Origin of the sequence: Pseudoalteromonas sp. P1-11, assembly GCF_001399995.1 — a bacterium.
Lineage (GTDB): Bacteria > Pseudomonadota > Gammaproteobacteria > Enterobacterales > Alteromonadaceae > Pseudoalteromonas > Pseudoalteromonas atlantica.
Map to the genome: position 1 here is coordinate 453,331 of NZ_LJSP01000002.1, position 26,426 is coordinate 479,756.

The 26,426-nt window shown below is 41.5% G+C and carries 21 protein-coding genes, 3 tRNA genes and 1 other RNA gene; 14 read left to right on the forward strand and 11 right to left on the reverse strand.

Annotated features, from left to right (window positions below; genetic code table 11):
- The first annotated feature begins 17 nt into the window (after positions 1-17).
- The 5 genes from pth (at position 18) to AN390_RS04755 (ending at position 2,817) form a co-directional block, all read left to right on the forward strand.
- Positions 18-602, forward strand: coding sequence for an aminoacyl-tRNA hydrolase (gene pth / locus AN390_RS04735; protein WP_024033868.1), 585 nt, complete (start codon positions 18-20; stop codon positions 600-602).
- Between the two features lie 33 nt (positions 603-635).
- A complete protein-coding gene (gene ychF, locus AN390_RS04740; protein WP_004588829.1) occupies positions 636-1,727 on the forward strand; it encodes a redox-regulated ATPase YchF in 1,092 nt (363 codons plus the stop codon).
- 747 nt (positions 1,728-2,474) lie between these two features.
- Positions 2,475-2,551: transfer RNA gene (locus AN390_RS04745), tRNA-Met, on the forward strand.
- Between the two features lie 67 nt (positions 2,552-2,618).
- A tRNA-Leu gene (locus AN390_RS04750) sits at positions 2,619-2,703 on the forward strand.
- A gap of 39 nt (positions 2,704-2,742) precedes the next feature.
- Positions 2,743-2,817, forward strand: a tRNA-Gln gene (locus AN390_RS04755).
- Between the two features lie 4 nt (positions 2,818-2,821).
- On the opposite strand, the gene AN390_RS04760 is transcribed toward AN390_RS04755, so the two are convergent.
- Positions 2,822-4,411, reverse strand: a complete 1,590-nt coding sequence (locus AN390_RS04760; protein WP_055253088.1) for a bifunctional diguanylate cyclase/phosphodiesterase — start codon at positions 4,409-4,411, stop codon at positions 2,822-2,824.
- Positions 4,412-4,567: 156 nt separating this feature from the next.
- Complete coding sequence (locus AN390_RS04765; RefSeq protein WP_236695076.1) at positions 4,568-5,737, reverse strand: FAD-dependent monooxygenase; 1,170 nt, start codon at positions 5,735-5,737, stop codon at positions 4,568-4,570.
- Between the two features lie 256 nt (positions 5,738-5,993).
- Here AN390_RS04765 and miaB point away from each other — a divergent pair, with 256 nt between their 5' ends.
- From miaB to lnt, 5 genes are read left to right on the forward strand one after another with little or no spacing between them, the layout of a single operon-like run.
- Positions 5,994-7,442, forward strand: coding sequence for a tRNA (N6-isopentenyl adenosine(37)-C2)-methylthiotransferase MiaB (gene miaB / locus AN390_RS04770; RefSeq protein ID WP_029774570.1), 1,449 nt, complete (start codon positions 5,994-5,996; stop codon positions 7,440-7,442).
- A 57-nt stretch (positions 7,443-7,499) separates the two neighbouring features.
- Positions 7,500-8,558 (forward strand): PhoH family protein, encoded by a 1,059-nt coding sequence (locus AN390_RS04775; protein WP_055253090.1) that lies wholly within the window; start codon positions 7,500-7,502, stop codon positions 8,556-8,558.
- 4 nt (positions 8,559-8,562) lie between these two features.
- Complete coding sequence (gene ybeY / locus AN390_RS04780) at positions 8,563-9,021, forward strand: rRNA maturation RNase YbeY (protein ID WP_024033864.1); 459 nt, start codon at positions 8,563-8,565, stop codon at positions 9,019-9,021.
- 22 nt (positions 9,022-9,043) lie between these two features.
- Complete coding sequence (gene corC / locus AN390_RS04785) at positions 9,044-9,928, forward strand: CNNM family magnesium/cobalt transport protein CorC (protein ID WP_004589463.1); 885 nt, start codon at positions 9,044-9,046, stop codon at positions 9,926-9,928.
- Entirely contained in the window at positions 9,909-11,459 is a 1,551-nt protein-coding gene (lnt, locus tag AN390_RS04790) for an apolipoprotein N-acyltransferase (protein WP_173644026.1), read from the forward strand. The genes corC and lnt overlap by 20 nt, the downstream gene beginning before the upstream one ends.
- A 37-nt stretch (positions 11,460-11,496) precedes the next feature.
- On the opposite strand, the gene AN390_RS04795 is transcribed toward lnt, so the two are convergent.
- From AN390_RS04795 to AN390_RS04810, 4 genes are all read right to left on the reverse strand, one after another.
- Entirely contained in the window at positions 11,497-12,360 is an 864-nt protein-coding gene (locus AN390_RS04795) for a hypothetical protein (protein ID WP_055253092.1), read from the reverse strand.
- A 137-nt stretch (positions 12,361-12,497) separates the two neighbouring features.
- On the reverse strand, positions 12,498-12,785 hold the full coding sequence (locus tag AN390_RS04800) for a hypothetical protein (protein WP_055253093.1): 288 nt from the start codon (positions 12,783-12,785) through the stop codon (positions 12,498-12,500).
- 41 nt (positions 12,786-12,826) lie between these two features.
- Positions 12,827-13,906, reverse strand: coding sequence for an RDD family protein (locus tag AN390_RS04805; protein ID WP_055253094.1), 1,080 nt, complete (start codon positions 13,904-13,906; stop codon positions 12,827-12,829).
- 185 nt (positions 13,907-14,091) lie between these two features.
- On the reverse strand, positions 14,092-15,177 hold the full coding sequence (locus AN390_RS04810; RefSeq protein ID WP_055253095.1) for an alkene reductase: 1,086 nt from the start codon (positions 15,175-15,177) through the stop codon (positions 14,092-14,094).
- Positions 15,178-15,394: 217 nt separating this feature from the next.
- Here AN390_RS04810 and zigA point away from each other — a divergent pair, with 217 nt between their 5' ends.
- A complete protein-coding gene (zigA, locus tag AN390_RS04815) occupies positions 15,395-16,594 on the forward strand; it encodes a zinc metallochaperone GTPase ZigA (protein ID WP_055253096.1) in 1,200 nt (399 codons plus the stop codon).
- Complete coding sequence (locus AN390_RS04820; RefSeq protein WP_055253097.1) at positions 16,594-17,283, forward strand: DUF1826 domain-containing protein; 690 nt, start codon at positions 16,594-16,596, stop codon at positions 17,281-17,283. Before zigA ends, AN390_RS04820 begins: the two co-directional genes overlap by 1 nt.
- 26 nt (positions 17,284-17,309) lie before the next feature.
- Here the strand turns inward: AN390_RS04820 and AN390_RS04825 are convergent, their stop codons facing one another.
- The 4 genes from AN390_RS04825 to AN390_RS04840 form a co-directional block, all read right to left on the reverse strand.
- Entirely contained in the window at positions 17,310-20,069 is a 2,760-nt protein-coding gene (locus tag AN390_RS04825) for a response regulator (RefSeq protein ID WP_055253098.1), read from the reverse strand.
- Between the two features lie 262 nt (positions 20,070-20,331).
- Positions 20,332-20,604 carry a hypothetical protein gene (locus tag AN390_RS04830; protein ID WP_236695077.1) on the reverse strand — a complete coding sequence of 91 codons (273 nt, stop codon included), beginning with the start codon at positions 20,602-20,604 and terminating at the stop codon, positions 20,332-20,334.
- A gap of 144 nt (positions 20,605-20,748) precedes the next feature.
- Positions 20,749-20,845: signal recognition particle sRNA small type (gene ffs / locus AN390_RS19585), an RNA gene on the reverse strand.
- A 138-nt stretch (positions 20,846-20,983) separates the two neighbouring features.
- The gene (locus AN390_RS04840) at positions 20,984-21,859 is read right to left on the reverse strand and encodes a DUF3014 domain-containing protein (RefSeq protein WP_004586946.1); all 876 of its coding nucleotides are present in this window, start codon (positions 21,857-21,859) and stop codon (positions 20,984-20,986) included.
- Between the two features lie 222 nt (positions 21,860-22,081).
- Here AN390_RS04840 and AN390_RS04845 point away from each other — a divergent pair, with 222 nt between their 5' ends.
- Complete coding sequence (locus tag AN390_RS04845; protein WP_004586945.1) at positions 22,082-23,227, forward strand: patatin-like phospholipase family protein; 1,146 nt, start codon at positions 22,082-22,084, stop codon at positions 23,225-23,227.
- Between the two features lie 137 nt (positions 23,228-23,364).
- Here AN390_RS04845 and AN390_RS04850 read toward each other — a convergent pair whose 3' ends face one another.
- Positions 23,365-25,338: a monovalent cation:proton antiporter-2 (CPA2) family protein gene (locus AN390_RS04850; RefSeq protein ID WP_055253100.1), complete on the reverse strand. Its 1,974-nt coding sequence runs from the start codon at positions 25,336-25,338 to the stop codon at positions 23,365-23,367.
- A gap of 133 nt (positions 25,339-25,471) precedes the next feature.
- Here AN390_RS04850 and AN390_RS04855 point away from each other — a divergent pair, with 133 nt between their 5' ends.
- A complete protein-coding gene (locus AN390_RS04855; RefSeq protein ID WP_055253101.1) occupies positions 25,472-26,368 on the forward strand; it encodes a GGDEF domain-containing protein in 897 nt (298 codons plus the stop codon).
- The last annotated feature ends 58 nt before the right edge of the window (positions 26,369-26,426 follow it).

The following is a 26,426-nucleotide window of genomic DNA, read 5'->3' on the forward strand; positions in this document are numbered from 1 at the left end:
ATTTAAGGTCTTGCACCTTGAATTCTATTCAAATGCTTGTGGGCCTGGCTAATCCAGGCCCCGAATACGCAAACACACGCCACAATGCAGGTGCTTGGTTCATTGAAGAACTCGCAGCACGCTACAACTGCACGCTCAAACACGATCCTAAATATCACGGCCTAACTGGCAAAGTGATCATCCAAGGCCAAGAATTCAAATTATTGATCCCCACCACCTACATGAACTTAAGTGGTAAAGCGGTCGGTAGTTTAGCCAATTTTTTCAAAATCCCCGTGGAAAACATACTTGTTGCCCATGACGAAATGGATTTAGACCCAGGCGTTGCCAAACTTAAAAAAGGTGGCGGTCATGGCGGTCATAATGGCTTAAAAGACATTATTGCAAAAATGGCAAACCAAAAAGATTTTATGCGTTTACGCATAGGTATCGGTCATCCAGGGCATCGTGAAATGGTTACCGGTTGGGTGCTTGGAAAAGCAGCCAAAGAAGACCAAGAAAAAATGGATGCAGCGGTTGATGAAGCAGTTCGTTGTATGGAAATACTTGCAAAAGATGGTGTGTTAAAAGCACAAAACAGACTACATTCTTTTAAACCATAATCGTTTAAACGAATCTTAACAAGGTATCTTACTATGGGTTTTAAATGTGGCATCGTTGGCTTGCCTAATGTTGGTAAATCAACGCTTTTTAATGCACTAACTAAAGCGGGTATTGAAGCCGCTAACTTTCCTTTTTGTACCATCGAACCTAACACAGGTGTAGTACCGGTACCCGATCCTCGCTTAGACGAGCTAGCAAAAATTGTAAATCCTCAACGTATTCTACCTACCAGTATGGAATTTGTTGATATTGCTGGTTTAGTAAAAGGCGCATCAAAAGGTGAAGGTTTAGGAAACCAATTTTTAGCAAACATTCGTGAAACGGATGCAATTGGCCATGTAGTTCGCTGTTTTGAAGACGAAAACGTAATTCACGTTGCAGGTACTATTGACCCTGCTGACGATATTGACGTTATCAATACCGAATTAGTACTTGCCGATATGGACAGCGCTGATAAAGCAATTTTCCGTAACGCTAAAAAAGCGAAAGGCGGCGATAAAGACGCTAAAGAGCAAAATGCAGTACTTGAAAAAGTTAAAGTACACTTAGACGAAGGGTTAACACTTCGCTCTTTAGAGCTTACTAAAGAAGAAAAAGCAGCAATTAGCTCAATTAACTTCTTAACTATTAAGCCTACTATGTACATTGCTAACGTAGCTGAAGATGGCTTTGAAAATAACCCACACCTTGACCGTGTACGTGCTATTGCAGAGTCTGAAGATGCTGTAGTAATCCCGGTGTGTGCTGCAATCGAATCTGAGCTTTCTGAACTAGATGAAGAAGACAAGCTTGAATTTATGGCAGACCTAGGTTTAGAAGAACCAGGCCTAAACCGTGTTATTCGCGGTGGTTACGAGCTATTGCATTTACAAACCTACTTCACAGCAGGTGTAAAAGAAGTACGCGCGTGGACTATTCCAGTAGGTGCAACTGCGCCGCAAGCGGCTGGTAAAATTCACACCGACTTTGAACGTGGCTTTATTCGCGCACAAACCATTGCTTATGACGACTACATTGCCTTTAATGGCGAAGGTGGCGCTAAAGAAGCCGGTAAAATGCGTCAAGAAGGTAAAGAGTACATTGTTAAAGATGGCGATGTAATGAACTTCTTGTTCAACGTATAATTACGCCTAAACAATCTGTTTATAAAAGCCCGCTTAATGCGGGTTTTTTTATGCCTTTATCTAAATAAGTTTTATCCCAAAAGACAAATGGCCTTAATTACTTTTGGCTTTTTATAGCAATTAGCATAATTAAGCGATCTATTTTGGGGATAGAAAAACCTGTTGATAGCTAGGAAAATTCGCTATTTAGTTGTTCTGAATGAGAATTTTTTAACACAGATAGCGACACGTTTAGTCCCTAAAAATGATATAAGTATTATTACGGATTGGTTTGATACTCACGAGCTAAGCTAAATACTTTATTTAACGTGAGAAATACGCATCAGTAATAAGCAAATTACCCTACCAACTACCCCCACGCGGTGATTAATATGTAATTTTTAACGCAACTAGCGCAAGTTATGCCTACTTAAAATGATTGCATAACCTGGTTATTAAGTATCATAGCTTCATTCAATAGCTAAAATACTCAATAAACTCGGTTTTAATACAACTTGATCACAAAGCGACTGCATAAATACTCAGCAGTTTTTATATTAACGGTTTTAAGTTGTTATTACTTAGTGTACTTTGACAGTTGATTTACAGTTAAAAAAACAGCAAATTTATTAAAATTTAGCCTCTTAGCTTAATTTTCCTGCAAACAAACCCTGTTAAGTGTTTTTTTGCAAAAAAGGTGTTGACGGATTTGGGTCATATCAGCATAATACGCCCCGCACTCAGCGATGAAGTGATAACAAAAGAGATGGCTAAGTAGCTCAGCTGGTTAGAGCACATCACTCATAATGATGGGGTCACAGGTTCAAATCCCGTCTTAGCCACCATTTTTCTTTTGTTGCTCAATGAAGAGTTTAAAATAACTACCTTCCTTTGATTATTCAAAGTGAAAATGCGGGAGTGGCGGAATTGGTAGACGCGCTGGATTTAGGTTCCAGTATCTTAGGATGTGAGAGTTCAAGTCTCTCCTTCCGCACCATGTTCTTATCTAGAACTAAAACTATTCCAAATTTAGCGTTGGGATATCGCCAAGCGGTAAGGCACCAGGTTTTGATCCTGGCATTCCCAGGTTCAAATCCTGGTATCCCAGCCAATTTCTATATTATCCTGTACTCTTCCTCATTTGCATATTTGTGTATAAACTCATTAATGTTTACTGGCTTGCTAAAATAATACCCTTGCAAATAATCACAATCCATTAGCGTTAATGTTTGTTTAAGATCGTTATCTTCTATTCCCTCTGCCACCACTTTACAATTAAGTCGCGTCGCTAAAAACAATGTCGATTCAACAATCGCGTAATCTGCTATTTGAGTCAGCATGTCTTTTATAAATGACTGATCTATTTTTATTTGGCTTATTGGTAATTCTCGCAGTAATACCAAAGAAGAAAAACCAGTACCAAAATCATCTACACTAAATTCAAACCCTCTGCTATTTAGTTTTTGCATCATCGTGCGGGCGGCTTCTAGGTTTGTCATCATGGCGCATTCGGTTATTTCAAAAATAATTGCGTCGCTTAGCGTTGGGTCATGCTTTACTAGTTCTTCAACAAACTCATAAAACTCCGGGCTTTCTAAATCTTTAGTAGAAAGGTTTACATGCAACGAACCTATAAACCCAGCTGCTTTTAACTCCTTTAAGTGCTTTATTGTTTCTAGTAGCACCCATTTAGAAATATTTAATATCAACCCACTTTGCTCAGCAATGCCAATAAATACCTCTGGACTAATAAATGAGCCATCACTTTGCGGCCAGCGTATTAATGCCTCTGCACCATGTACTTCATCGGCTCTGGCATCAAAAATAGGCTGTAAATAAAGCTCAAATTCGTGGTTTTTAATGGCGTGCTTAATACGTGAGGTCATATTTGAAAGCTCATTTGCTCGGGTGCTCAGCGCCTCAAAGTAATGTACATACAGTTGCTGTGTGTCTTTAGCCTCATGCAGTGCTAAGTCTGCTTGCTTTAATAACTCGTTAGCGTGCGACGAGTGATTCGCAAAGGTTGTTATTCCCACAGTCACGTGTACACGTAAGCTATGCTCGTAAATATGAAATGGGTGTTTAGTTGATTTTTTTATTGCTTCAATACATAAATTAATTGCCTCATTGGCTGAGCTATCAACAATAAGTGCAAATTCATCGCCGCCTAAACGGTACAGCTTGGCTATTCCCACAATATTATGGCTGAGTGTTTTTGAAAAAATGCTTAACAGCATATCCCCTACTTTATTGCCGTATGAGTCATTAATCGATTTAAAGCGGTTTAAATCTATAAGCATTAAATAAAACGAAGGCTCGTACTTAACTTGTTTGTTAAGCACCTGAAAAAACTTTTTTCGATTAGGGAGGCCGGTTAAGCTGTCGTTTTCGGCAAGGGTTCGTTGACGTTTTGCAAAGCGGTCTATTTTTAAAATACTTTTATAACTAAGCTGAATAACTAAATAAACAAAAGCGCCCCCGCCAAATAAAATTAGCGATACGCTCATAGCAATAAATCCGGCAATATCGTTATTTACAAAATAATAAAGTACATACCAATAACCCACTATAAAGCTAAAAATAAGCGCCAGTAGCAAAATCCACGAAACACGGTTAGTTTTTTTACAAATTTTTATTGTTGGCACAATGCTCAGCGTTAGTAGCAAAGCGCCGACAATGAGTATAAAAATAAAAAAATTATCCACAAACACACAACTTTTAATTGGTTAGTAGTTTGAGTATGGCAAAAAAACGCAATAACGGAATAAATTAATAGTGACAACTATGCAGGTGCCCAAGTGGCATAAGAAAGGGAGTGATTGGCCGTGCATTCATTAAATTAGCCAATCACTTAAGCGGATTTAATTAAGCTCCCCACTAATGGCGTACTTTAATACCCAGTTTTTTAAAGGGCCGGTATTGTTAGCCATTTTTAAAAACTGGCTGCGTGCCCATTTTAGTGGCGTAATTTGGTTAGAAAAACCAAAGTAACACGCATCCATCATGCTCATCATTAATAGGTTGGCTTTACGGCGGCTTCGCTCGTATTCTTTTAGTTTTAGCGGGCAACCAATATCATCAGCGTCTTCAAGTGCCTGTGCGAGTGCTACCACATCTTGAAAGCCTAAATTAACGCCCTGCCCAGCCAGTGGGTTAATTGTATGAGCCGCATCGCCCACTAACACCAAACGCCCATTAGAGTAATTATTTGCATGCTGACGGGTGAGCGGAAATACCGCATGGCTTTGTACCTCAAAATCCCCTGCAAGAAGCGGAAACTTATTTAAAACATGCGCTTTAATTTGCTCAGCCGTTAATCCTTTAAAGTTTTGTAAGGTATTGGCGCTGTCGTACCAAATTAAATTAGCGTATGGCGCCTGCATAGGTAAAAAGGCTAACGGGCCTGTAGGGGTAAATTGTTGCCACGTTTTTACTTGCTGCGGCGCATCTAGCTTTATTAGCACGCCCATGCAGTGCTGCTGATACTGCCACCCTGTTACACCAATATTTGCCTTTGCACGTAGCTGCGATTGCCCGCCATCGGCTGCAATAACTAAATCAGCAGTGTAACGGGTATGGCTATAAATGAGGGTGATTGACGTTGTGTCTTGCTCAATAGCGCTTAAAGGTGCTGATTGTTCAATAACCTCAATATTATAATGCGCAAACTGCTGCCAAAGGCTTGCTTGTATTAAATTGTTTTCAATTAAATGACCTAAGTGCGAAGTATTAATATCGGCGCAATCAAATAATAGGTTGTCGCCACCGCGCTCAAATGCTTCTAACTGCGTGTAAGGTGCTAATCGATTTTGCCTTAAAATAGGCATAGCCCCTAGCTCGTCCAGCAGGTTTTCTGAAAAACGGTTAATAGCCGATACCCGTATATCTACCTGATCACTTGCTAAAATGGCGTCGGCGTTAATCAGTTTTTTTTCTATTATTTGTACTGATTTTCCTTGCTGTGCAAGCTTTATGGCCATGGCCGCACCGACCATCCCTGCGCCTACAACAATCACTTTGTTTTGAGTCATGTTTTTCATCATTTGGTTAATACGTGAAACTGTTTTGATTGTACCGTAACTCGCCGCATTAGTGCGAGAGTATATAACTATCACGCTATTAAACTGCCTGTGTATTGATTTGAGATCACAAACATGAAAACTATACTTGGATCTGGGCGGGTATCCAGCTAAAATACGCGTCCTTTAAGTGAGCAACCTTGCTCCTTAATCCCGTTTTAAGCACATTTTTGTGCCACTACCGAATTGAACACGAGGCTATATTTCAATGAGCAAAAAGCTGCATATCAAAACTTGGGGTTGTCAGATGAACGAGTACGACTCTCAGAAGATGGCTGATCTTTTAGATGCAACCAACGGCTACCAGCTAACGGAAGAAGCAGCAGACGCCGACGTTATTTTACTTAACACCTGTTCAATTCGTGAAAAAGCGCAAGAAAAAGTATTTCACCAATTAGGTCGCTGGAAGTTATTAAAAGACGACAAGCCAGATTTAATTATTGGTGTAGGTGGTTGTGTTGCCTCACAAGAAGGTGACTCTATTCGCCAGCGCGCACCGTTTGTTGATGTTATTTTTGGCCCACAAACATTGCACCGTTTACCAGAAATGATTAAACAAGTGCAAGGCGACAAAGGCTCATCGGTGGTTGATATTTCGTTCCCAGAAATTGAAAAGTTTGACCGTTTACCAGAGCCAAAAGCAGAAGGCCCGTCTGCATTTGTATCAATAATGGAAGGTTGTTCTAAGTACTGTACTTTTTGTGTTGTACCTTATACCCGTGGTGAAGAAGTTAGCCGCCCATTAGATGACGTATTATTAGAAGTTGCGCAACTTGCCGAGCAAGGCGTACGTGAAGTAAACCTGCTTGGTCAAAACGTAAATGCATACCGCGGTGAAACACACGATGGCGAAATTTGTTACTTCTCAGATTTAATCCGTTATGTAGCAGCGATTGATGGCATTGACCGTATTCGTTACACCACCTCGCACCCGGTAGAGTTTACGCCAGATATTATTGATGCGTACGCTGATGTACCAGAGCTTGTTGATCACTTACACCTACCTGTGCAAAGTGGTTCAGACCGTATTCTTAATTTAATGAAACGCGGCCATACAGCGCTTGAGTACAAATCAACAATACGTAAGCTGCGTAAAATTCGCCCTAACTTAAGCATGTCGTCAGACTTCATTATTGGTTTCCCAGGTGAAAGCAAAACAGACTTTGAAGCCACAATGAACCTAATTAACGACATTGGCTTTGATATGAGCTTTAGCTTTATTTACAGTGCGCGTCCAGGTACGCCTGCCGCCGACTTACCTGATGACGTATCAGAGCAAGAGAAAAAAGAGCGCTTATACCTACTACAAAACCGTATTACGCAAATGGCACAACAAATTAGCCGCCAAATGTTTGATACAGAGCAACGTATTTTAGTTGAGGGGCCTTCTAAAAAGAACCCAATGGAATTACGTGGCCGCACCGAAAACAATCGTGTAGTTAACTTTGTTGGCCCACACACAGTGATCGGCCAGTTTGTTGATGTACGTATTACCGAAGCGTTACCAAACTCTTTACGTGGCGATTTAATTCGTACAGAATCAGAAATGAACTTACGTCGTGATATTGCTCCTTCAGCTATTTTAACAAAAGCTGCAAGCGTTGAGCCAAAAATCGATACAACCAACGAAATTGGCGTAGCTACTTTCGTACCGTAGTTGTATAAATTCATTGCGCCAGTAACCCTTACTGGCGCACCCGAATAGGAAGTAATTTTGAGTAATCAGTTAAAAACATTAGAGATTTATTTAGAACCTGCCGACAACAAACGCCTTTCTTCTTTATGTGGCCCGTTTGACGAAAACATCAAACAAATTGAACGCCGCCTAGGTGTTGAAATAATCCACCGCGACAACTTTTTTAAAGTAACAGGTAAACTGCACTCAAGTGCCGCGGCCGTAGAAATTTTAAAAAACCTTTATGTTGATACTCAACCTGTTCGTGGCGAAATTGGTGAAATAGAGCCCGACAACGTACATTTAGCCATTACCGAATCAAAAGCCCTAGAACAAGAAGTGCCGCAAAGTGCGTACGGCAAAGAAATGTTTATTAAAACCCGCCGTGGCGTAATTAAACCGCGTAACGACAACCAAGGTTTGTATGTTGCTAATATTTTGCATCACGACATTACCTTTGGTATTGGCCCTGCCGGTACAGGTAAAACATACCTAGCAGTTGCAGCCGCAGTAGATGCCCTAGAGCGCCAAGAAATACGTCGTATATTACTTACCCGCCCAGCGGTAGAAGCCGGTGAAAAACTGGGCTTTTTACCAGGCGATTTAAGCCAAAAGGTAGACCCATACCTGCGCCCTCTTTACGATGCGCTATTTGAAATGCTTGGCTTTGAAAAAGTAGAAAAACTTATTGAAAAACACATTATTGAAATTGCCCCACTTGCTTACATGCGTGGCCGTACACTAAATGATGCGTTTATTATTTTAGATGAAAGCCAAAATACCACCGCCGAGCAAATGAAAATGTTTTTAACCCGTATAGGCTTTAACTCTAAAGCAGTAATAACGGGCGATATAACACAAGTTGATTTACCACGCGGTGCGCGCTCAGGCCTTCGCCATGCAATAGAAGTACTTAGCGATGTTGAAGAAATTAGCTTTAACTTTTTCCAATCGCACGACATTGTTCGCCACCCTGTTGTTGGACGTATTGTCGAAGCCTACGAGCGCAATGACGAAAGCGAGCGACTAAAGCGGATAGAAAAACAAAAAGCCAAAGAGCAACTTGCCGCTCAACAGCCGCCTTCTACTAAAGAGTAATACCGTGAGCACCGAATTAGATTTACAAATAGCGTGTGAGTTTGACAACCTCCCAAGCGAAGAACAATTTGCACTGTGGGCCGATAAAGCCCTGAGCAAGTTTCGTGATGAGTCGGAGCTGAGCATCGTTATAAGCGATGAAGCCCAATCACAACAATTAAACAACGACTACCGTGGTAAGAATAAACCAACCAACGTGTTGTCGTTCGAATTTGAAGCACCGCCAGGCATTGATTTGCCATTAGTAGGTGATTTAATAATTTGCCCAGCCATTGTATTAGCTGAGGCAATCGAGCAAGAAAAGTCATTTCATGACCACTTTGCCCATATGGTTATTCATGGATGCTTGCATTTACTTGGATTTGACCATATAAAGAGTGAAGACGCTTTTGAGATGGAAAGCATAGAAAAGCAATTACTTGCAGAGCTAAACATAGCTGACCCATACCGGGACGAAATTTAAATTAACGGAGCATTTAGACGCAATGAGCGACGATAACTCGCAATCTAGCCAGGGTTCTTCTGGCAAAACGTGGATGGGCCGCATAGCCCAAATGTTGCAAGGGGAACCCCAGAATAGAGAAGAGCTGGTTGAAGTAATTGCCGACGCGCAAGAGCGTGACGTAATCGACCCAGAAACCAAAGAAATGATTGAAGGTGTGCTTGGTGTATCCAAGCTTAAAGTGCGCGATATAATGATCCCGCGCTCACAAATGGTCACACTTGAGGTCGACAGCCCCCTTGAAGATTTGATCCCCATGATGGTCGACTCCACCCACTCGCGTTTTCCGGTGGTGTGTGAAGACAAAGACCACGTTGAAGGTATTTTGCTCGCAAAAGACTTGCTGCCGCTTATTTTAAATAAAGATGAGCACCTACCCTCACTGCGCGAATATTTACGCCCAGCCATGGTAGTGCCAGAAAGCAAGCGCGTAGACACCCTACTAAATGAATTTCGTCAGCAACGCTACCACATGGCTATTGTCATTGACGAATACGGCGGTGTATCGGGACTTGTAACCATTGAAGATATTCTTGAAATAATTGTCGGCGAAATCGAAGATGAACACGACGAAGAAGAAGATCAACAAGATATTCGCCAACTTGCTAAGCATGTATACGTAGTACAAGCGCTCACTCCTGTAGATGACTTTAACGAGTACTTTAAAACAGGTTACAGCACCGATGAAGCCGATACCATTGGCGGCACGGTACTACACGCATTTGGCCATATGCCAAGTCGCGGCGAAACAATTGAAATAGACGACTATCAGTTTAAAGTAACTAATTCTGATAACCGTCGTATTTTACAACTGCAAGTCACCGTTCCTAAGGTTGATGAAAACGACAGTGAAGAAACTACTAACTAAACTCACCCTGTTAGTAAAAGATAAAAAAGCATGGCTCGCACTGGTTGCGGGCCTTATTTTAACTTTTGGCTACGCCCCTTACCAAATTTGGCCCATCGCATTTTTTAGCATTGCCGCCATTATTTTTTGTATTAACCCAAACAACACAGGTAAAACGCACGCAAAAAGCGCTGCTAAATATGGCTTTATATTTGGCTTAGGTTGGTTTGGCGCGGGTATTAGCTGGGTGCATGTATCTATTGCCACCTTTGGCGGCATGCCGCTTATAGCATCGCTCTCGTTAATGGCTTTACTGTGCTCATATTTAGCCCTGTTTCCGGCGCTGGCGTTTTGGGCTGCAACTCGCTTTGCAAGTGGCCCTAAAAGCATGGGGGCACTTCTAATTGCCACCATAGCCATTAGTGAATACTTACGTGGGCACTTACTGACCGGCTTTCCGTGGCTAAGTTTTGGCTATACACAAACAGATGGCCCGCTTAGGCTGCTTGCCCCTTATATTGGCGAATTTGGCTTAACGCTTACCTGTATTGCCATTGGTTTTGCCCTTTACAGGCTCACCCAAAAAGATTTTAAAACCCCATTAATAAGCGCAGCCGCTTTAGCGTTACTTGTTATTGGCGCATTAAATACCGGTAATAATCACTACTCAGGTAAAGAAATGTCGACCTTATTGGTACAAGGTAATATTAAACAACACCTGCGCTTTGAACCCAGTGAGTTTTGGACCACCATGAGCAAGTACCAAGACCTAACACGCCCACATTGGGATGCCGACCTAGTGGTATGGCCCGAAGCCGCCGTGCCCGAAATAGAAGCCCTTGCCGACACGTACTTAGCCAATTTAGACAGCGCAGCCTCGTTTAATAAAACCGCATTAGTTACCGGTATTGTTGACTACCAGCTCGACACCAAAACCATTTACAACACCCTTATTGTGGTAGGTAATAAAGAGCACAACGACGAGCACGGCCATTATCGCTACCTAGACAAAAACCGCTACCGTAAGCACCAGTTGTTACCTATCGGCGAATTTGTACCATTTCAGGATATACTGCGCCCTATAGCGCCATTGTTTGATTTACCTATGTCATCATTTACCCGTGGCGATAGAGTGCAAAACAACCTACGCGCCAATGGATTTAATCTGCTACCTGCCATTTGCTACGAAATAGTATTTGCCGATTTAGTACGCGGTAATTACCAAAGCGACTCTGACTTACTGTTTACCGTAAGTAACGATGCCTGGTTTGGTGACTCCATTGGGCCATTACAACACATGCAAATAGCCCGCATGCGCGCATTAGAGTTACAACGCCCGCTGGTACGTGTTACCAACAATGGCGTAAGCGCCGTATACGACCCAATAAGCCACACTCAACAAACCATGCCACAGTTTGAAGCCGCGACCATGAAAGCCGATATAAAGCTTATACAAGGCGACAGCGTGTACAGCCAATACGCAAACATCTTTGTGTGGGGGGTTGTGTTGCTGCTGGGAGTTGGTGGATTTGGGGTTAGGTTTAGAAGTTAAGCTCGCTATTGAAGATGTAGAGCCAACGTATTTAGCTCTACATTTTTAAATGTGTTTGATTGGCTTCTAGAGCTATTTCTTCTAAAGACAACCTTAGTAAGTAGCTACACCATTCCCTTAAATTTAGCAGACTAACTTGGTTATACTCTCTAGCGTTACTCATTGTATTACTATCTAATAGTGGTGTAGCACTGCCTGAGTATGAATTATCGACAAACCTAATTCCTTGGTGAAGGTATCTTGACCTTAAACCGTAATATGAATTAATTATTTTAGCTAATGGCTCATTAGTGTTATCTTTTTCCACATAACTCCTCACTCTCTCTGAGATTGAATATGCTTGTTGACCACAACTATCACACTTTTTACTCTTCGGCACTCCAATCAACGAAACGGTCTCTAGTGAAGACATATAATGTATCATTGCATCTTCACTTGATGATGGATGAAGTCTAGCTGCATTAGAGAACCTTAAATCGCTCTGAAAGTCGATAAAAACCTCATCACTTGCCTTTCCTACTCTCTGAGTTGGGTAATATGTATCTAGAGTAAATGAATCTAAAGCTCTGCCTGATGAAAAATGTGCATACGAATTCAAGAGTAATTGAATTTCATAAGAGTAAATATCATTATTCAGTATGTAATCAATAAGAAAGCAGGTTTTTTCTGAGATTTGAACTAAGCCATCAGCTAATGGTTTAACATCAATCCAACTTACATCTCTAGAGTATTTATTAATTTCAACACTAGAAAATGATGGGAAGTCCACATTGTCATTTTGTGTATCTCGAATAATCAAACAGTTTGTACTAACAGTTAAAATTTCAATAACCGTTTTAATTTTTTCTGATGCTTTAGCTTCTGCATCTTTCGCATCATAACCATCAATATCGACTATCAATTCAATTGAACTATTACCTGTTGGTTGTAAAACAAAGCTTTTACCTGAGTATGCGGCAATAGACCCCCTAATAACTTCTAGAGAAATACTAAAGCTAAATTTAGAAATCAGTTTTTTATAATCTAAACTATTTTTAACTAGTTCTTTAATAATTTTTGGTCGCTTTTAATTTCATCATCTTCGATATAATCAGAAAACATGACCGCGACTAAGTTTCCTTTTTGTCTATACCTGACCGAAACCTCAAAAGAACCTTTAGCTTTATAGTTCATACGTCCTAAAATTATTTTTTTAGAACCTAGCTTTTTATACGGTGAGTAATGCCAATCACACTTACCAAAGTGCTCCCTGATACTTGCCCATAAAGATCTCAAAAAATGATTACTTTCATTTTCATTATTTAATCCTTCAAGTAAAACTTCCAAATAGATATACCTATAGTTTTATTAAGTTATGATAATCAGTACTAATATTTTACTGCTTCTACAACGGTTTCAACATTCACAGGTTGATCCAAGTTGCCCTGAATAACCACAGTCGCTGATATTTTATCTTGAATAGCTTGCCTGTTTGGGTCCCAGTACACTTGTAAAAAGCCTAATAAACCTGTTGCAAAACCTGCGCCGTACCCGCCGTATCTGCCAAAACAATCAAGCATACCTAGTGGCTCGCCATTTAGTGAAACCACCCGAATATTACATACTTTTTTACCAGGGGTTTGCCCGCCCCATAATAACGAGAACAACGTAAAGTATACGGCCGCCCAACCAAAACCAAGGCCTAGGTCTTGAATAATGCCTTTACCCCACTGCAAAATGCTGGTGACAGGTTTGGTTTGCTCGCTTTTAGTTTCAGGTTTTTCAGTGATATTGCTTTTATGAGTTACTTCGCCCGAAATGCTTTCTAGCTCTGTCTCATTATTTTTAAAATCATCTGCCGCAACGGGCTCATCATCAGATATGGCCATTAAGTGCAATAATGTGCGCGTAACTTCAATCCCTCCTACGTTTTGCATTTCAGCAAGCGCTGGTAATTGGCCAACTAAATTAGCTCGTGCAACGCTTTGGCAAGCATCATCGCAGTTTTTATCGCCGTCTGTTTGTGTTAAATAAGTGCGTATTATTGCTTTATCATGCTCGCTTAGCTCATCGTTTTGCTGTGTTTTTTCTATTTGAGGTGTTTGTATAACGGTATCGCCTTCAAAAAAATCAATTGCTAACGAGAGTACGGTTAATGAACTTACAAATAAAAAACTCGCGGCAAAAAGCTTTAAGGCTCTGCGCCAAAACGACGACATTTTTGGAAGATATTGCTGCGCAGTGCCTTTATAAAAAGCCATGGCAGCCACAAAGGCAATTAAAGTGGCGCTTAACTTAGCGGCCATAAATATTAAAGTGACATCAATAGTCATCGCCAATGCACGTTTAATTGGACTCGCTAATGGAATACCTAATAACGCTTGGTCAATTTTAAAGGCATACGGAGTGATCACGTCTTTGGTTTCAGAGTCTGATAACGCGAGTTGCTCTATCTCTTTGGTTTTCATTTTTATTTTTATGTTTTTAAAATGGGTAAGCTATTTAACTTACGCGCTTTTTATTGTTATATCAATCCGCTTAATTAAGTGATCTATTTTGCGAATTGGTATTAGCTCAAGTTAAAGCTATTGATTTACCAGCATAAAAAAGGGCTGCATACATGCAGCCCTTAAAATACTTTATTTATAAATAATTAAGCGGTTGGGTAATCGGTATAGCCTTGCTCTGCACCACCAAATAAGGTGTCGGGGTTGTGGCTATTTAGCGGTTTACCTTGCTTTAAACGTGCCGGTAAATCTGGGTTAGACACAAACGGGCGACCAAAGCCAATCATGTCGGCCCAGCCTTGTGCTAGGGCTTCATCGGCACGCTCTTTAGTGTACTTACCTGCATAAATTAATACGCCGCTGTACGCTTTACGAATAGCCTGTTTAAACTCAACACTCATTAAAGGGGCATCATCCCAGTCGGCTTCAGCAATGTGCATGTAGCCCACGCCAGCGTCGTTTAGTGCTTGAGCAACGGCTAAATATGTTTGCTCTGGGTTATCATCAACCGTGCCGTTAAGCGTGGTAAGTGGCGCAAGTCTTACACCTACTTTTTGACTACCAATTTCATCGCTTACTGCATTTACGACCTCTGTTAAAAAACGCAAACGATTTTGCACACTGCCGCCATATTCATCAGTACGGGCATTTGATTGCGAGTCTAAAAATTGGTTAATTAAATACCCGTTAGCGGCGTGTAGCTCTATGCCGTCAAAGCCTGCGTCTAGTGCATTTTTAGCCGCTTGGCGAAATTCGGCTAGTACATTTTCAATATCTTGCTTGCTCATTTCACGCGGTAACTGAGTCTCAACAAAGCCAGGTTCGCCGTTAGTATCTACAAATACTTTTACGTCTTTTGCAGCAATGGCCGATGCGGATATAGGCTGCACACCGCCTGTGTTATCGCTGTGAGTTACGCGCCCTACATGCCAAAGCTGCGCAAACATAACGCCACCAGCATCGTGCACTTTGTTGGTCACCGTGCGCCAACCTGCGACTTGCTCGTTTGTGTAAATACCTGGTGTCCAGGCATAGCCTTTACCCAGCTCACTTATTTGTGTGCCTTCGCTTACTATTAACCCAGCACTTGCTCGCTGCGCGTAATAAGTGGCCATTAAATCATTGGCAATGTCGCCAGGCTGCGTTGAGCGCGAGCGAGTCATTGGTGGCATAACAATACGGTTTTTTAAAGTTTTACCTGCAAGTTCTATGGGTGAGAAAAGTAACGTCATAATGCCTCCTAAGTTTGATGGCGCTCATAATAGCGCAGCTATATAAATTCAAAAAATAGCAAAAAACACAAAATAGCTTTGTTGTATTTGCAAAAGTGTCTGCTTATTCTTCTGCTGAGCATTACATACAAACCATTTAAAAAGTCATGCTAGTGCTAGAAAACTCAATTGATACAATATAACATACCAACAAATACCTATTAGTAAGTAAAATTAAATGATCAATAAACTGCCCGTCACAGTGTTATCAGGCTTTTTAGGCTCAGGTAAAACAACCGTACTTAGCCATATTCTTAATAACCGACAAGGAAAAAAAGTGGTTGTTATAGTCAACGATATGAGCGAGATAAACATAGATGCAGCCACAATTAAAAACGATGTGTCGCTCAATCACAGCAACGAAAAACTCGTCGAAATGAGCAACGGCTGTATTTGCTGCACACTACGAGAAGATTTACTTGTTGAAGTGGGTAAACTTGCCAAAGATGGCCGTTTTGATTATCTCGTCATTGAATCAACAGGCATTTCAGAACCTCTACCGGTTGCCGAAACATTTACCTTTGCCGACGAAAACGGGGTTTCTCTTGTTGATGTTGCCACCCTCGATACCATGGTAACCGTGGTTGATGCGGTTAACTTTTTAACCGACTACGAACAAGCAAACGATTTACAAGATACTGGCGAATCGTTAGGAGAAGACGACGAGCGAAGCGTGGCCGACCTACTTGTTGATCAAGTTGAATTTGCCGACGTTATTTTAATTAGCAAAACTGATTTAGTCACCAATGAACAGCTCAATAAGCTTATTGCCATTTTAAATACGCTTAATACTCAAGCTAACATTATTCCTATATCAAACGGCAATATTAATATTAACGAAGTGCTAAACACGGGCTTATTTAATTTTGCACGCGCCCAACAAGCGCCGGGTTGGCTTAAAGAAATGCGTGGTGAACACATTCCCGAAACCGAAGAGTATGGTATTAGCAGCTTTAATTATACGGCGCGCCGCCCATTTAACCCTGAAAAGTTTTATCACTTTTTGCACAACACCGAGCAATTTGGCAAGCTCATTCGCTCTAAAGGGTATTTTTGGCTCGCAACGCGCCCTTTATTTTGCGCGCAGTGGAGCCAAGCCGGCGGTATAGCTCATTACGGGTTTGCTGGCATGTTTTATAAAGCAATTCCTAAAAAAGACTGGCCCACAGATCCCGAGCTACTTGCTGATATAAACAGTAAATGGGTAGAGCCCTTTGGTGATATGCGTCAAGAACTTGTATTTATTGGTCAGTCGTTAAATAAACAAGCCATGATTGAGGCGCTTGATGACTGCCTACTGCCAGAAGAAGCCGTGCTTAAAGGTAAAGTTTTTTGGAAAACCTATAACGACCCGTTTCCTATTTGGGAGGAAGTGTAATGAATGCCCTAGCTCCAATAACGGCGCAAATAAAACCCACTGAGCAACTCCACCGAAGAGCAGCTAAAGAACGTAACGCCAATATATTGCCACACATTTATGACCAAAACACTAACATCGTTATTTGGCAAAGAGACCTTGAACAAGCATTAACAAATGCCGTTAAAGCACTCATTAGCACTAATGCCATAAAACCACTTGAGCTTGCGGTATCACCCGATGATGCGTTTGATAAGTTAGTTACTGCACTTAAACCAGATGATAATAACCGCGATGAAACTCATGCGCTGTGTAAAGACATAGCATTATTAGTTGAAATGTTTTGCTGCCTATTTGATTTAAAACGCGCCGGTTTAAGACTAAAAATATTAGATAAACCTATGTGCCCGCGTTTTCATGTAGACAAAATTCCGTGCCGATTAGTGACAACTTACCAAGGCGTTGCAACGCAGTGGTTAAATCACAGCGATGTAGACCGCTCAAAGCTTGGAACTGGTAATTTAGGTAAGCCTGATGAAGAGTCTGGCTTATTTAAAAGCCTAATTAATATTAATCAACTCCAGCAAGGCGATGTTGCGCTACTTAAAGGCGAGTACTGGGATGAAAACGAAGGCGCAGGGCTTGTACATCGCTCGCCACCGGTGGCTGCAAACGAGCAACGCTTGTTGCTCACCCTCGATTTTATTTAAAGTTTGTTATGGTGATAAACGCTGCACTAATGGGCGTTTATCACCCTCGCGATTACTTCGTACAACCCTTGTGTATTTACAGGTTTAGAAACAAAATCATCCATGCCTACACTCAAACAGCGCTGCTTATCATCTTCATAGGCGTTTGCGGTAATAGCAACAATGGGCACATGTGCCTTTGTGTTTACCTCGTTAGCCCGTATTGTTTGGGTGCACTCATAGCCATCCATATTAGGCATTTGGCAATCCATTAAAATTAAATCAAAGCGATTACCTTCAAGTACTTTTAGCGCTTCTATGCCATCGGTTGCCATCACTAAGTTTACCTTTGTAGGCTCTAGCATTTTTGCAATTACTTGGCGGTTAATGGGGTTATCTTCAACCAGTAAAAGTGTTTTATCGCTTAAATTAGGCAACGACTTCGGCTGTTTAACGGGCTCTGGTTTGTTGGACTGTGCTTTAGGTGCACTTACGTAAAATTTAAGTACGCTGCCTTTGCCTGGTTCACTGTTGAGGGTAATTTCACCCTGCATTTTTTTAATTAACCCTTGGCTAATTGCTAAACCTAACCCTGTGCCACCATACTTACGTGCCACACCTACATCTGCTTGCGTAAACTCACTAAATAACAACGACTGCTGATCTTTTTCGATACCAATGCCGCTATCGGCTACGCTTATTAAAAGTTGCTCGTTTTCGTAATCAAACGATAAGCGCACAAAACCACGCTCGGTAAACTTATACGCATTAGAGAGCAAGTTAATAATGACTTGGTTTAAACGTAGGTCGTCTACTTTTACGCAATCTGGCAGCCTGTCGCTTTGACTAACAATAAACTCGACGTGATCAGAACTTACAATGGGAGAAAACAACGACTTTATATTGGCAATAAACGGCGCAAGGTTAGTCGCCCTAGGGCTAATCTCCATGGCGTTAGCTTCTATTTTAGAAAAATCTAAAATATCGTTTAAAATTTTCAGTAAATTTTGTGCGCTTTTTTGCTGCGTGTTTAATAGCTCCCGCTGCTCATCGGTTAATGAATTATCGCGCAATAAAACCTCTCCCATGCCTAAAATACCGTTCATAGGGGTGCGTAGCTCGTGGCTCATATTGGCTAAAAATTGCGACTTAGCAACATTGGCTAAATTAGCCCTATTTACCGCTTTTTTAAGCTCTGTGGTTTGTTCTGCTACTTTGCCCTCTAGCTGCTGATTAAATTCGCTCAGCTGGGTATTTAACCCTTGGTTTCTGATATTAGAGGCTTGTAGGTTTTCTATTGAACGCTGCAGCGCATTAGCTAGTAATTCAAATTGCTGTTGTAGTTGCAATACCTCATGCCAGCTTGAGTCTGTATTAAACTTATGTGTTTTGGTTTTACCAAAGCTTTGCATTAGCGTAGTTAGGCTAGTAATTGGCTGCACTAATAAATTAGCAAGTTGGTGTATAAAAATAACCACCATAAGCATCAATAGCGCACTTAACAAAATAGTGGGTAGCCAAGCTTTTGCCACCGCCATACTTAAATGCTTACGATTATAAAAGGTAATAACTTGCCAGTGGTTTTGTGGATCAATGTACCTAGAGCTGTGGTACACCTCGTTTTTGGTTGAACGAAATAGGTTTTTATCACCTAAATTACTGGTATTAAAGCCCTCACCGTTAAAATGGCTCAGTATTTTAAATTCATCAAGGGAGCTAAATACCACTTTTTGCTGTGCATCTAGCACCACTAAATCGCCCGTGTACTCAAATAAGTTAGGTATAAAGCGCTCTAAGCGGTCTAACTTTAACGAGCCCTCTACCACACCATAAAACGTATTGTTACGGTATATAGGTGCCGACAGCGCCACTATGGCTTCGTTACCTAGGCCGCGACCTTGAAACACGCCACTGGTATAGCCCAGAGGGAACTGCTGAGCTTGAGTAAAATATGCTCGGTCTTTAACACTACGCTGCGCAAGGCTAAGCCCCTCTATTAAATCGCTGGGCGAGCTAAGCTCTACAAAGCCATCTGGGTTTGCATACAAGCTGGTGGTAAAGCCTGGAAATAACGACATTAATCGTTTGAGCTGCACATCGCTTGCAGTGCCCACACTTATTGCGTCGCTACTCATAACAATGGCGTTTTTATGAAATGCTAAATAATCATTTAATTGCGTGCTAATAGACTCGGCTTTTTCTTTTAGTTGAGCGTTTACTTCATACTCTAAGCGCGCATGATGATCGTTTACTAAAATTACACTGGTTAGCAATACCACTAAAATAATAATGACACTAACCACATAGCTTAAAATTTTTGCCAGTGGCCTCCCCTGATACGCACGGCTAGCGTAAGGTACAAATACACTAACTAAATCAACCACCGCCAAGCTTATTAGCGCGTTAATTAAGTACTTTGATATCGCTACTATTAGCGTTAACCAGGCCAAGCCAATAACAAATTGGCCTATAACCCATACAAAGGGTAAACCAATACATAGCCAAAATACGCTACCCAGAGGAAGAATAGGTTTAGAGCGGCGTAAGCAAAAAGCATAAAGCCAACAAAGCTCGAGTAAATACACAATACTCGGCCAACAATGGCCCCACCTATAAAATAAAAAACCAGAAACAATGGCAAGGCTTAGGCACGCGTAACGCAACCCAGTAAATACTAAGCTGCATAAAACAAACAATTGCCCAAACAAAAATTCGGAGCTGTCGAAAAAATACAATGGCGAGAGATTTACTAACCCGCCTAATAACCCTAATAAAACAGCGAGTGTCCACTTACTTCTTTGCGGCATTAATCAACCTTGGGGCACTTTGTTAACACTTTATATGTTAAAATTAATGTAATTTTTACATTATTACGTACAAGGCAAGGGTTGTCTAGCAGCAATAAAACAGGAACAGATAAACAATCCCCCCTGTCAAAAAGCGAATAGCCGCAGGTAACTAATTAATTTAAAAAGAAAGGTGTGCAAATAGCCATCCACTTAGAAGGCAGGTTATAGGGCGTGCTAAACATTTGGCAATTTACACTTGTGAACGCCCTCAAAAAGCGTGTTATGTGTTTTTACTCTTTTTATGATTGCCACTTAAATTTAACTTAATATCCTTAAGCATAGGCTTAGCATTTGCGATAACTAAATAGGCATTAGCCAACGCTTCTGGAGCTGCGCAATAGTCTACATCGAGTATTACTGTTGAAACATTGAGTGACTGCAATTTTTTCCCAAGCTCAGTAGATGTGAGTTTTGCTTTGAAGTTGCTAATTAAGTAATTTGATTCTTTTACATAAATAGTGATTGTTTCATCTGCTAGTGCAGTAAACGACAATAATAAAAACAGTGTGAATGTAAAAATGAGGTAGAGCGGTAATAGTGGAAAATCGATACGCGTAATATTAAATATTTAACGGTGTCACTAAGGAATAATTTAAAAGGAATGTATTTTCACCCAAATGAGGAATTTGGGTGGCAGTCTTACCAGCCACATCTCGGCACACACGTCACAAACTGTGGCTGCTCCCTTCCGGGCCTGACCAGGTTCGCCTGCTAGTGTTGCGAGAGGACCAATAAGACTACCATTGAGGGCCTTGGTTGGCGCGGGAAGGATTATCTCTACTTTTGGTGTGTTATTCAAGGGATAATCAAAAAAGAAAGTGCGATTGCATACTTCATATACAATCGCAGCTAAAAACAGCCTTTAATGCCTATTAATTACGCTCTAACTCGGCTTTAATTTTACGCAGTGCTGCTTTTACTTTTTTCATGTTTTCTGGGCCCATACGTAACAGCTGCTTTTGTGCAGCCGGTAATTGCTCCCATTCAGAAAACGCATACTGATAAGTAACCGAGTCTCGCAGTAGCGGTAATTCGCCTTCTGGCTCCGGTGTATCAAGTAATAACTCAATAGCATCTTCTAGCGTTTGATTAAATTCATCATCGCCGTAACCAATTTCACTGTACGCGTTGTTAATTAATGGCTTGTATTGCTCGTACATACGCACAGCTTGGGCGGCGCTCATGCTCGTAAATACTTTTACATACGGTGTATAGCGCTCGTAGCTGTTAGGGTCAATTGTTAAAATGTCTCCTTCGTTTACGCTAAATTCTTCTTCGGGTTTAACCACTGGCGTATGCTTTTTAGCAATTTTGCCTTTGGCTATATTGTCTATAAATACGACGCCACGGCGAATTACATCGTCGGTTACCATTAGGCTCATTACCGAGTCGCTTAGGTATTCATCCATTTTGGCAACCACTACGGTGTCGCTTTCATCAAGCGTTGGTAATGGCTCTACAACCGGCTCTGGCTCAGCTGGGCGCTGAGCAGGCACGCTTAGCTCTGCTGGCTTTTCAGGCTTAACTGATGGCGCATCTACCACAGGGTCGTTTTCTGGCTTTAACTCCATCACTGGCTGTTCTTTTGGTGTTTGCTCTACCTCTGTGCGAGTTTCTGGCTCGTCAGTGGGCGATAGCAGGACGAACGCAGCGGCACACACTAAAATAATTAAAATAATAACGGCGAATAAAAAATTGTTTTTAGGCGGACGTTTTTGAACATCTGACGCTTCTGGTTTATCTGACATACAAACTCCATAAATTTAAATGCATATTACTCAGAGTACGCTGAGTGGAAAAAATTCACTATCGGTAATCACTACTACTTTAAATATAGGCTTTACAACATAAACCTACACTTACTAATTAGAACAACGAGCCATAGTAACTCAGTTATTCTTTGATTCTTCTAGCTTAAAGACTTAAAGTTGATAAATAAAGAAAAGACGTTAAGCAGTTCAAAAACCACTATGAAAATCCAGCAAGTTGACCCACATAAACCTAAAATAGCCCTATTACTGACAGGTGGTGGCGCTCGCGCTGCTTATCAAGTGGGCGTGCTTAAAGCGCTTGCTCATAGTATGCCCCGCACCGCGCCTTTGCCATTTAGAATTATTAACGGCACTTCTGCAGGCGCGATTAATTCTGCAGCTTTGGCCTGTTATGCCTCGTGTGCACATTTGGCCGTGCGTAAACTTGAGTCTGTTTGGAAAAACTTTTCAACGTCTATGGTCTACAAAAGCGACTTTTTAAGTGTGTTTGGCCATATTGCGCGCAATATTTTAACCAGTTTTCAGTCTGAGCACATAAACCACCCGCCAGGCAGTTTGCTAAATAACCGCCCTTTGCGCGGTTTATTAAACGAAATTTTAGACCTGCACCGCATTGAACGTAATTTACACCGTAATTATTTAGAAGCGATCTCTATTACCGCTTCAAGCTATACAACTGGTGACTCTGTTGCGTTTTTTCAGTCAAACACACAAACACCTTGGCAACGTGCCAAGCGCGAAGGTCGCCCTATGCGCATTAACGTTGAGCATTTAATGGCATCAAGCGCCATTCCTATGGTGTTTCCAAGTGTTAATGTATTTAACCACTATTTTGGCGATGGCTCCATTCACCAGCTTTCACCGCTTAGCCCGTCTATTCATTTAGGGGCCGAAAAAATATTTATTATAGGGGTAGACCAACCAAAAGAGTCGCATCCGGCGGGTTACTCGCCCCACTACCCTGGGCTTTCTGCGGTTGCTGGGCATTTACTCGACAGTGTATTTAGCGACACCATGCAAGCCGACCTTGAGCGCCTTGAGCGTGTAAATCGCACCTTAGGGCTGCTTCCGGCGCGCGACAAACATCAAGAGCTGAAACAAATAGAAACCTGTATTATTAATCCATCAAAAAACTTTAACGATATTGCCGCGCAATACTACAGCGATATGCCGTGGGCAATTAAGTTGCTGCTGCGCACAATTGGGGTAAAAAAACATTCGCAATCGAGTTTAACCAGCTATTTGTTGTTTGAAAAACGCTACACTCAGCACCTAATTCAAATTGGCTATGAAGATGGCATGAAAAAACTACCCGAAATACGCCAATTTTTAGAGCTCGACTAGCTAGTGTTGGCCTTAAAACCTGTTCTTTGGACTATTTAATCGCAGAGTAAGCTTTGAAACTAACTGAGCTGGATAACTACCTCTGCGTTATTTTAATAACTTGCATATATGTCAGTAAAAAACATCAAATGCATTTTTTATTCAAGCCCATCGAGTAGGTAATGCTCTACTCGCTCAACCCGCCTAGGCTTACCTTGCAATACCAGTACATCGTTTGCGCACAATGTGGTGCTGGTTGATGGGTCGTCTATTTCTTGCCCCTCTCGGCGCAAAGCTTTTACAGTCACGCGGCGTTTAGATAAGTTAAGCTCATCTATTGTTTTATCCACCGCATAGGCTTGATCTGGCAACGCAACTACGTGCAAATATTCTAAGCGCTCAGAGGAGGTTTCTTCGTTGTCTTTAAAGTAACCGGCGTAAAAACTTTGCATAAGCGGGTAGCGATTACGGCGCTCTTTACTAATACGGCGTACAATGCGTGTCATCGGTACGCCCGACATCGACAACACATGCGAAACCAACATTAAGCTTGCCTCTAACGACTCAGGCACCACCTCAGTAACCCCCAACTCTTTTAAGTTGTTTAATTGGCTGTCGTCGCGGGTTCTTATTAGTATTTTAACGTTGGGTGCAAGTTGCTTTATGGCGTCTATTACCACGTGTGCATGCTCAAGCTCTGTAAAGGTAATAATCACTAGGCGTGCTCGCTCTACCCCTGCGCACTTTAAAATATCTTTTTGTTTTACATAGCCAAATATTACTGGCTCACCTGCGGCTTTGCCCTCTTGTACTAAAATAGGGTTACTTTCTATGGCAACGTAATCTATGGCTTCGGGTTTTAAAAATCGCGCTATTGTTTGTCCTACGCGTGAAAAGCCACAAATAACCACGTGATCGTTATATAAGGTGCTACTTTTAGGCTCGCTCTCCCTCGCCATACTGGGGTGATCTAAAATACCTAATTGCTTTAAAATTAGTGGGGTTTTATCAATTAAAAACGGGGTTAGCGCCATCGAAAGCACCCCTAAGGCAATTAAAAACGACGCTTGCTCTGAATTGAGCAACTCATGCTGACTTGCCAAAGCAATAAGCACAAACCCAAATTCTCCCATTTGCCACAGCATAACGCCGCAGGCTAGCGAGTCTTGATTGCGCTCATGCATTAATCTGGCACTTAATGCCAGCACGGTAATTTTTAATATTAACAAGCCAAATAAAGCACCAATAATCACAAAACCATGCGAAAGCACAAATAAAATATCGAGCTGCATCCCCACAGTTACAAAAAACAGCCCCATTAATATATCGCGAAATGGCCTAATATCAGCCTCGAGTTGATGGCGGTAATGGCTCTCTCCTAGCATCATGCCGGCTAAAAATGCCCCAAGGGCCATTGATAAACCAAACATGTAAGTTAAAAAGCCGGCAAATAACGCCACCAAAATTGTGGTAAGCACAAACAGCTCATCGGTTCGTACCTGCGCTATTTCTTTAAATACTTTAGGCAGCACCCATTTACCAATCGCCCACAGTAATAAGCACACAAACGCGCCTTTTGTAAGCGCAAATGCCAGCGCCCAACTAATACTTTGCGAATCGCTTGAGGCAAACAATGGCAAAATAATAAGTAGGGGCACAACGGCAATATCTTGAAACAGTAATACGCCCACCGCCAGCTGCCCACGGCGCTGGTTTAGTTCGCCAGTTTCTTTTAATAGCTTAACCACCACCGCGGTTGAAGAAAGCGCCATAATTGTGCCAATGGTAAAGCTAGTGAGTAAGCTAAAATTTAAGCAATATAAAATAATAATGAAGAGCAAGCTGGTAACACCAACTTGTAACGAGCCCAGTCCAAACACAATATTGCGCATGGCCATTAGCCGCGATATAGAAAACTCGAGCCCTAAACTAAACAATAAAAATACGATGCCCAGCTCAGCAATAAACTCAATTTCGTGAGATTGAGCAAGCCAACCAATGCCATGGCTGCCCGCTAAAACGCCTGTTGCTAAATACGCCAAAATAGGCGGCAAGCCAATGCGCTTAAAAAACCATACAAAAAGCACCGCCGCCACTAACAAGCCAAAAATTTGAGCGTTTATACTTTGCAAATTCGGCCTCCAGCGTCAATTAAACTACGGAATGAACTTTAAATATAGCAACCATATGTTTATCAAGCAATTTTAAAATATGGCATAAAAATAGCTTAGTTATTGCAAAGTAACACCCTGGGGGAAGATTTTAATGGAAAATGTCCATATTTTGACACAACGCGTGTCTGGGCGCGGCGATTTTTTGCCGTTTTCGGCAGAGCAAACACACACAAACGAAACAGCGGCAACGCACGATTTAGTTACCGAGCTACAAACAAGCCTAGTAATAGAAGATGTATTGGCTATTTATGCAAAATTTGCCAAACAGCTACTTAACTTTTCAGGGCTGCAGTTTCAATCAACGCTCGGCACTGCACAAACCTCAGATAGCAACACGAACACTAGCCCGTACTCTTACGATTTAGCTATTGGTCGCGAGCACTTAGGACAGCTAATTTACTTTAGCCAATACCCTATTAGTAAAGCGATTGAAAACAAATTACGTGCCCTACACAGCGCCCTTGTGTACCCACTGCGTAACGCAATGATGTACAGCCGAGTGTTAAAACTTGCCACAAAAGATGCGCTCACTGGGTTAAATAACCGTAGCCAATTTAATGACATGTTATCGCAAAAGCTCGAAAACTGCCGCCGTTACCAGCGCCCTTTTAGTTTAATGCTGCTTGATTTAGATAACTTTAAGCAAGTAAACGACAACTATGGCCATAAAGTAGGTGACGATGTTTTAAAAGAATTTTCGCAGGTACTTTGTAGCAGTATACGCGGCACCGACTCCGTGTTTAGATTTGGTGGCGATGAGTTTTCGCTGATTATTGAAGACCCCGAATTTACAACAAACAAAGTGGTTGCTGAACGCATTATGCGCTTAGTCAGAAACTCAAGTTTAATGTCTAAATACAAAGTAACCACCAGCATTGGCTTTACCCTAGCCAATAGCCAAGATTGCGAAACAGAAATATTTGCAAGAGCCGATAAAGGCTTATATAAGGCAAAAGCCTCTGGGCGCAACTGTGCAAAAGCATATTAGTATTTGCTTAACTGTATTATTTATAAAAGCTTAGCTTCCCCCGCTAAGCTTTTTTATT

What these genes read in the sequence shown, in the direction of transcription:
- corC (WP_004589463.1), top strand. Translation starts at nt 9,044, where the DNA reads ATGAGCGACGATAACTCGCAATCTAGCCAGGGTTCTTCTGGCAAAACG.
- miaB (WP_029774570.1), top strand. Translation starts at nt 5,994, where the DNA reads ATGAGCAAAAAGCTGCATATCAAAACTTGGGGTTGTCAGATGAACGAG.
- AN390_RS04820 (WP_055253097.1), top strand. Translation starts at nt 16,594, where the DNA reads ATGAATGCCCTAGCTCCAATAACGGCGCAAATAAAACCCACTGAGCAA.
- AN390_RS04855 (WP_055253101.1), top strand. Translation starts at nt 25,472, where the DNA reads ATGGAAAATGTCCATATTTTGACACAACGCGTGTCTGGGCGCGGCGAT.
- AN390_RS04825 (WP_055253098.1), bottom strand. Translation starts at nt 20,069, where the DNA reads ATGCCGCAAAGAAGTAAGTGGACACTCGCTGTTTTATTAGGGTTATTA.
- ychF (WP_004588829.1), top strand. Translation starts at nt 636, where the DNA reads ATGGGTTTTAAATGTGGCATCGTTGGCTTGCCTAATGTTGGTAAATCA.
- zigA (WP_055253096.1), top strand. Translation starts at nt 15,395, where the DNA reads ATGATCAATAAACTGCCCGTCACAGTGTTATCAGGCTTTTTAGGCTCA.
- AN390_RS04765 (WP_236695076.1), bottom strand. Translation starts at nt 5,737, where the DNA reads ATGACTCAAAACAAAGTGATTGTTGTAGGCGCAGGGATGGTCGGTGCG.
- AN390_RS04840 (WP_004586946.1), bottom strand. Translation starts at nt 21,859, where the DNA reads ATGTCAGATAAACCAGAAGCGTCAGATGTTCAAAAACGTCCGCCTAAA.
- AN390_RS04805 (WP_055253094.1), bottom strand. Translation starts at nt 13,906, where the DNA reads ATGAAAACCAAAGAGATAGAGCAACTCGCGTTATCAGACTCTGAAACC.
- AN390_RS04810 (WP_055253095.1), bottom strand. Translation starts at nt 15,177, where the DNA reads ATGACGTTACTTTTCTCACCCATAGAACTTGCAGGTAAAACTTTAAAA.
- AN390_RS04845 (WP_004586945.1), top strand. Translation starts at nt 22,082, where the DNA reads ATGAAAATCCAGCAAGTTGACCCACATAAACCTAAAATAGCCCTATTA.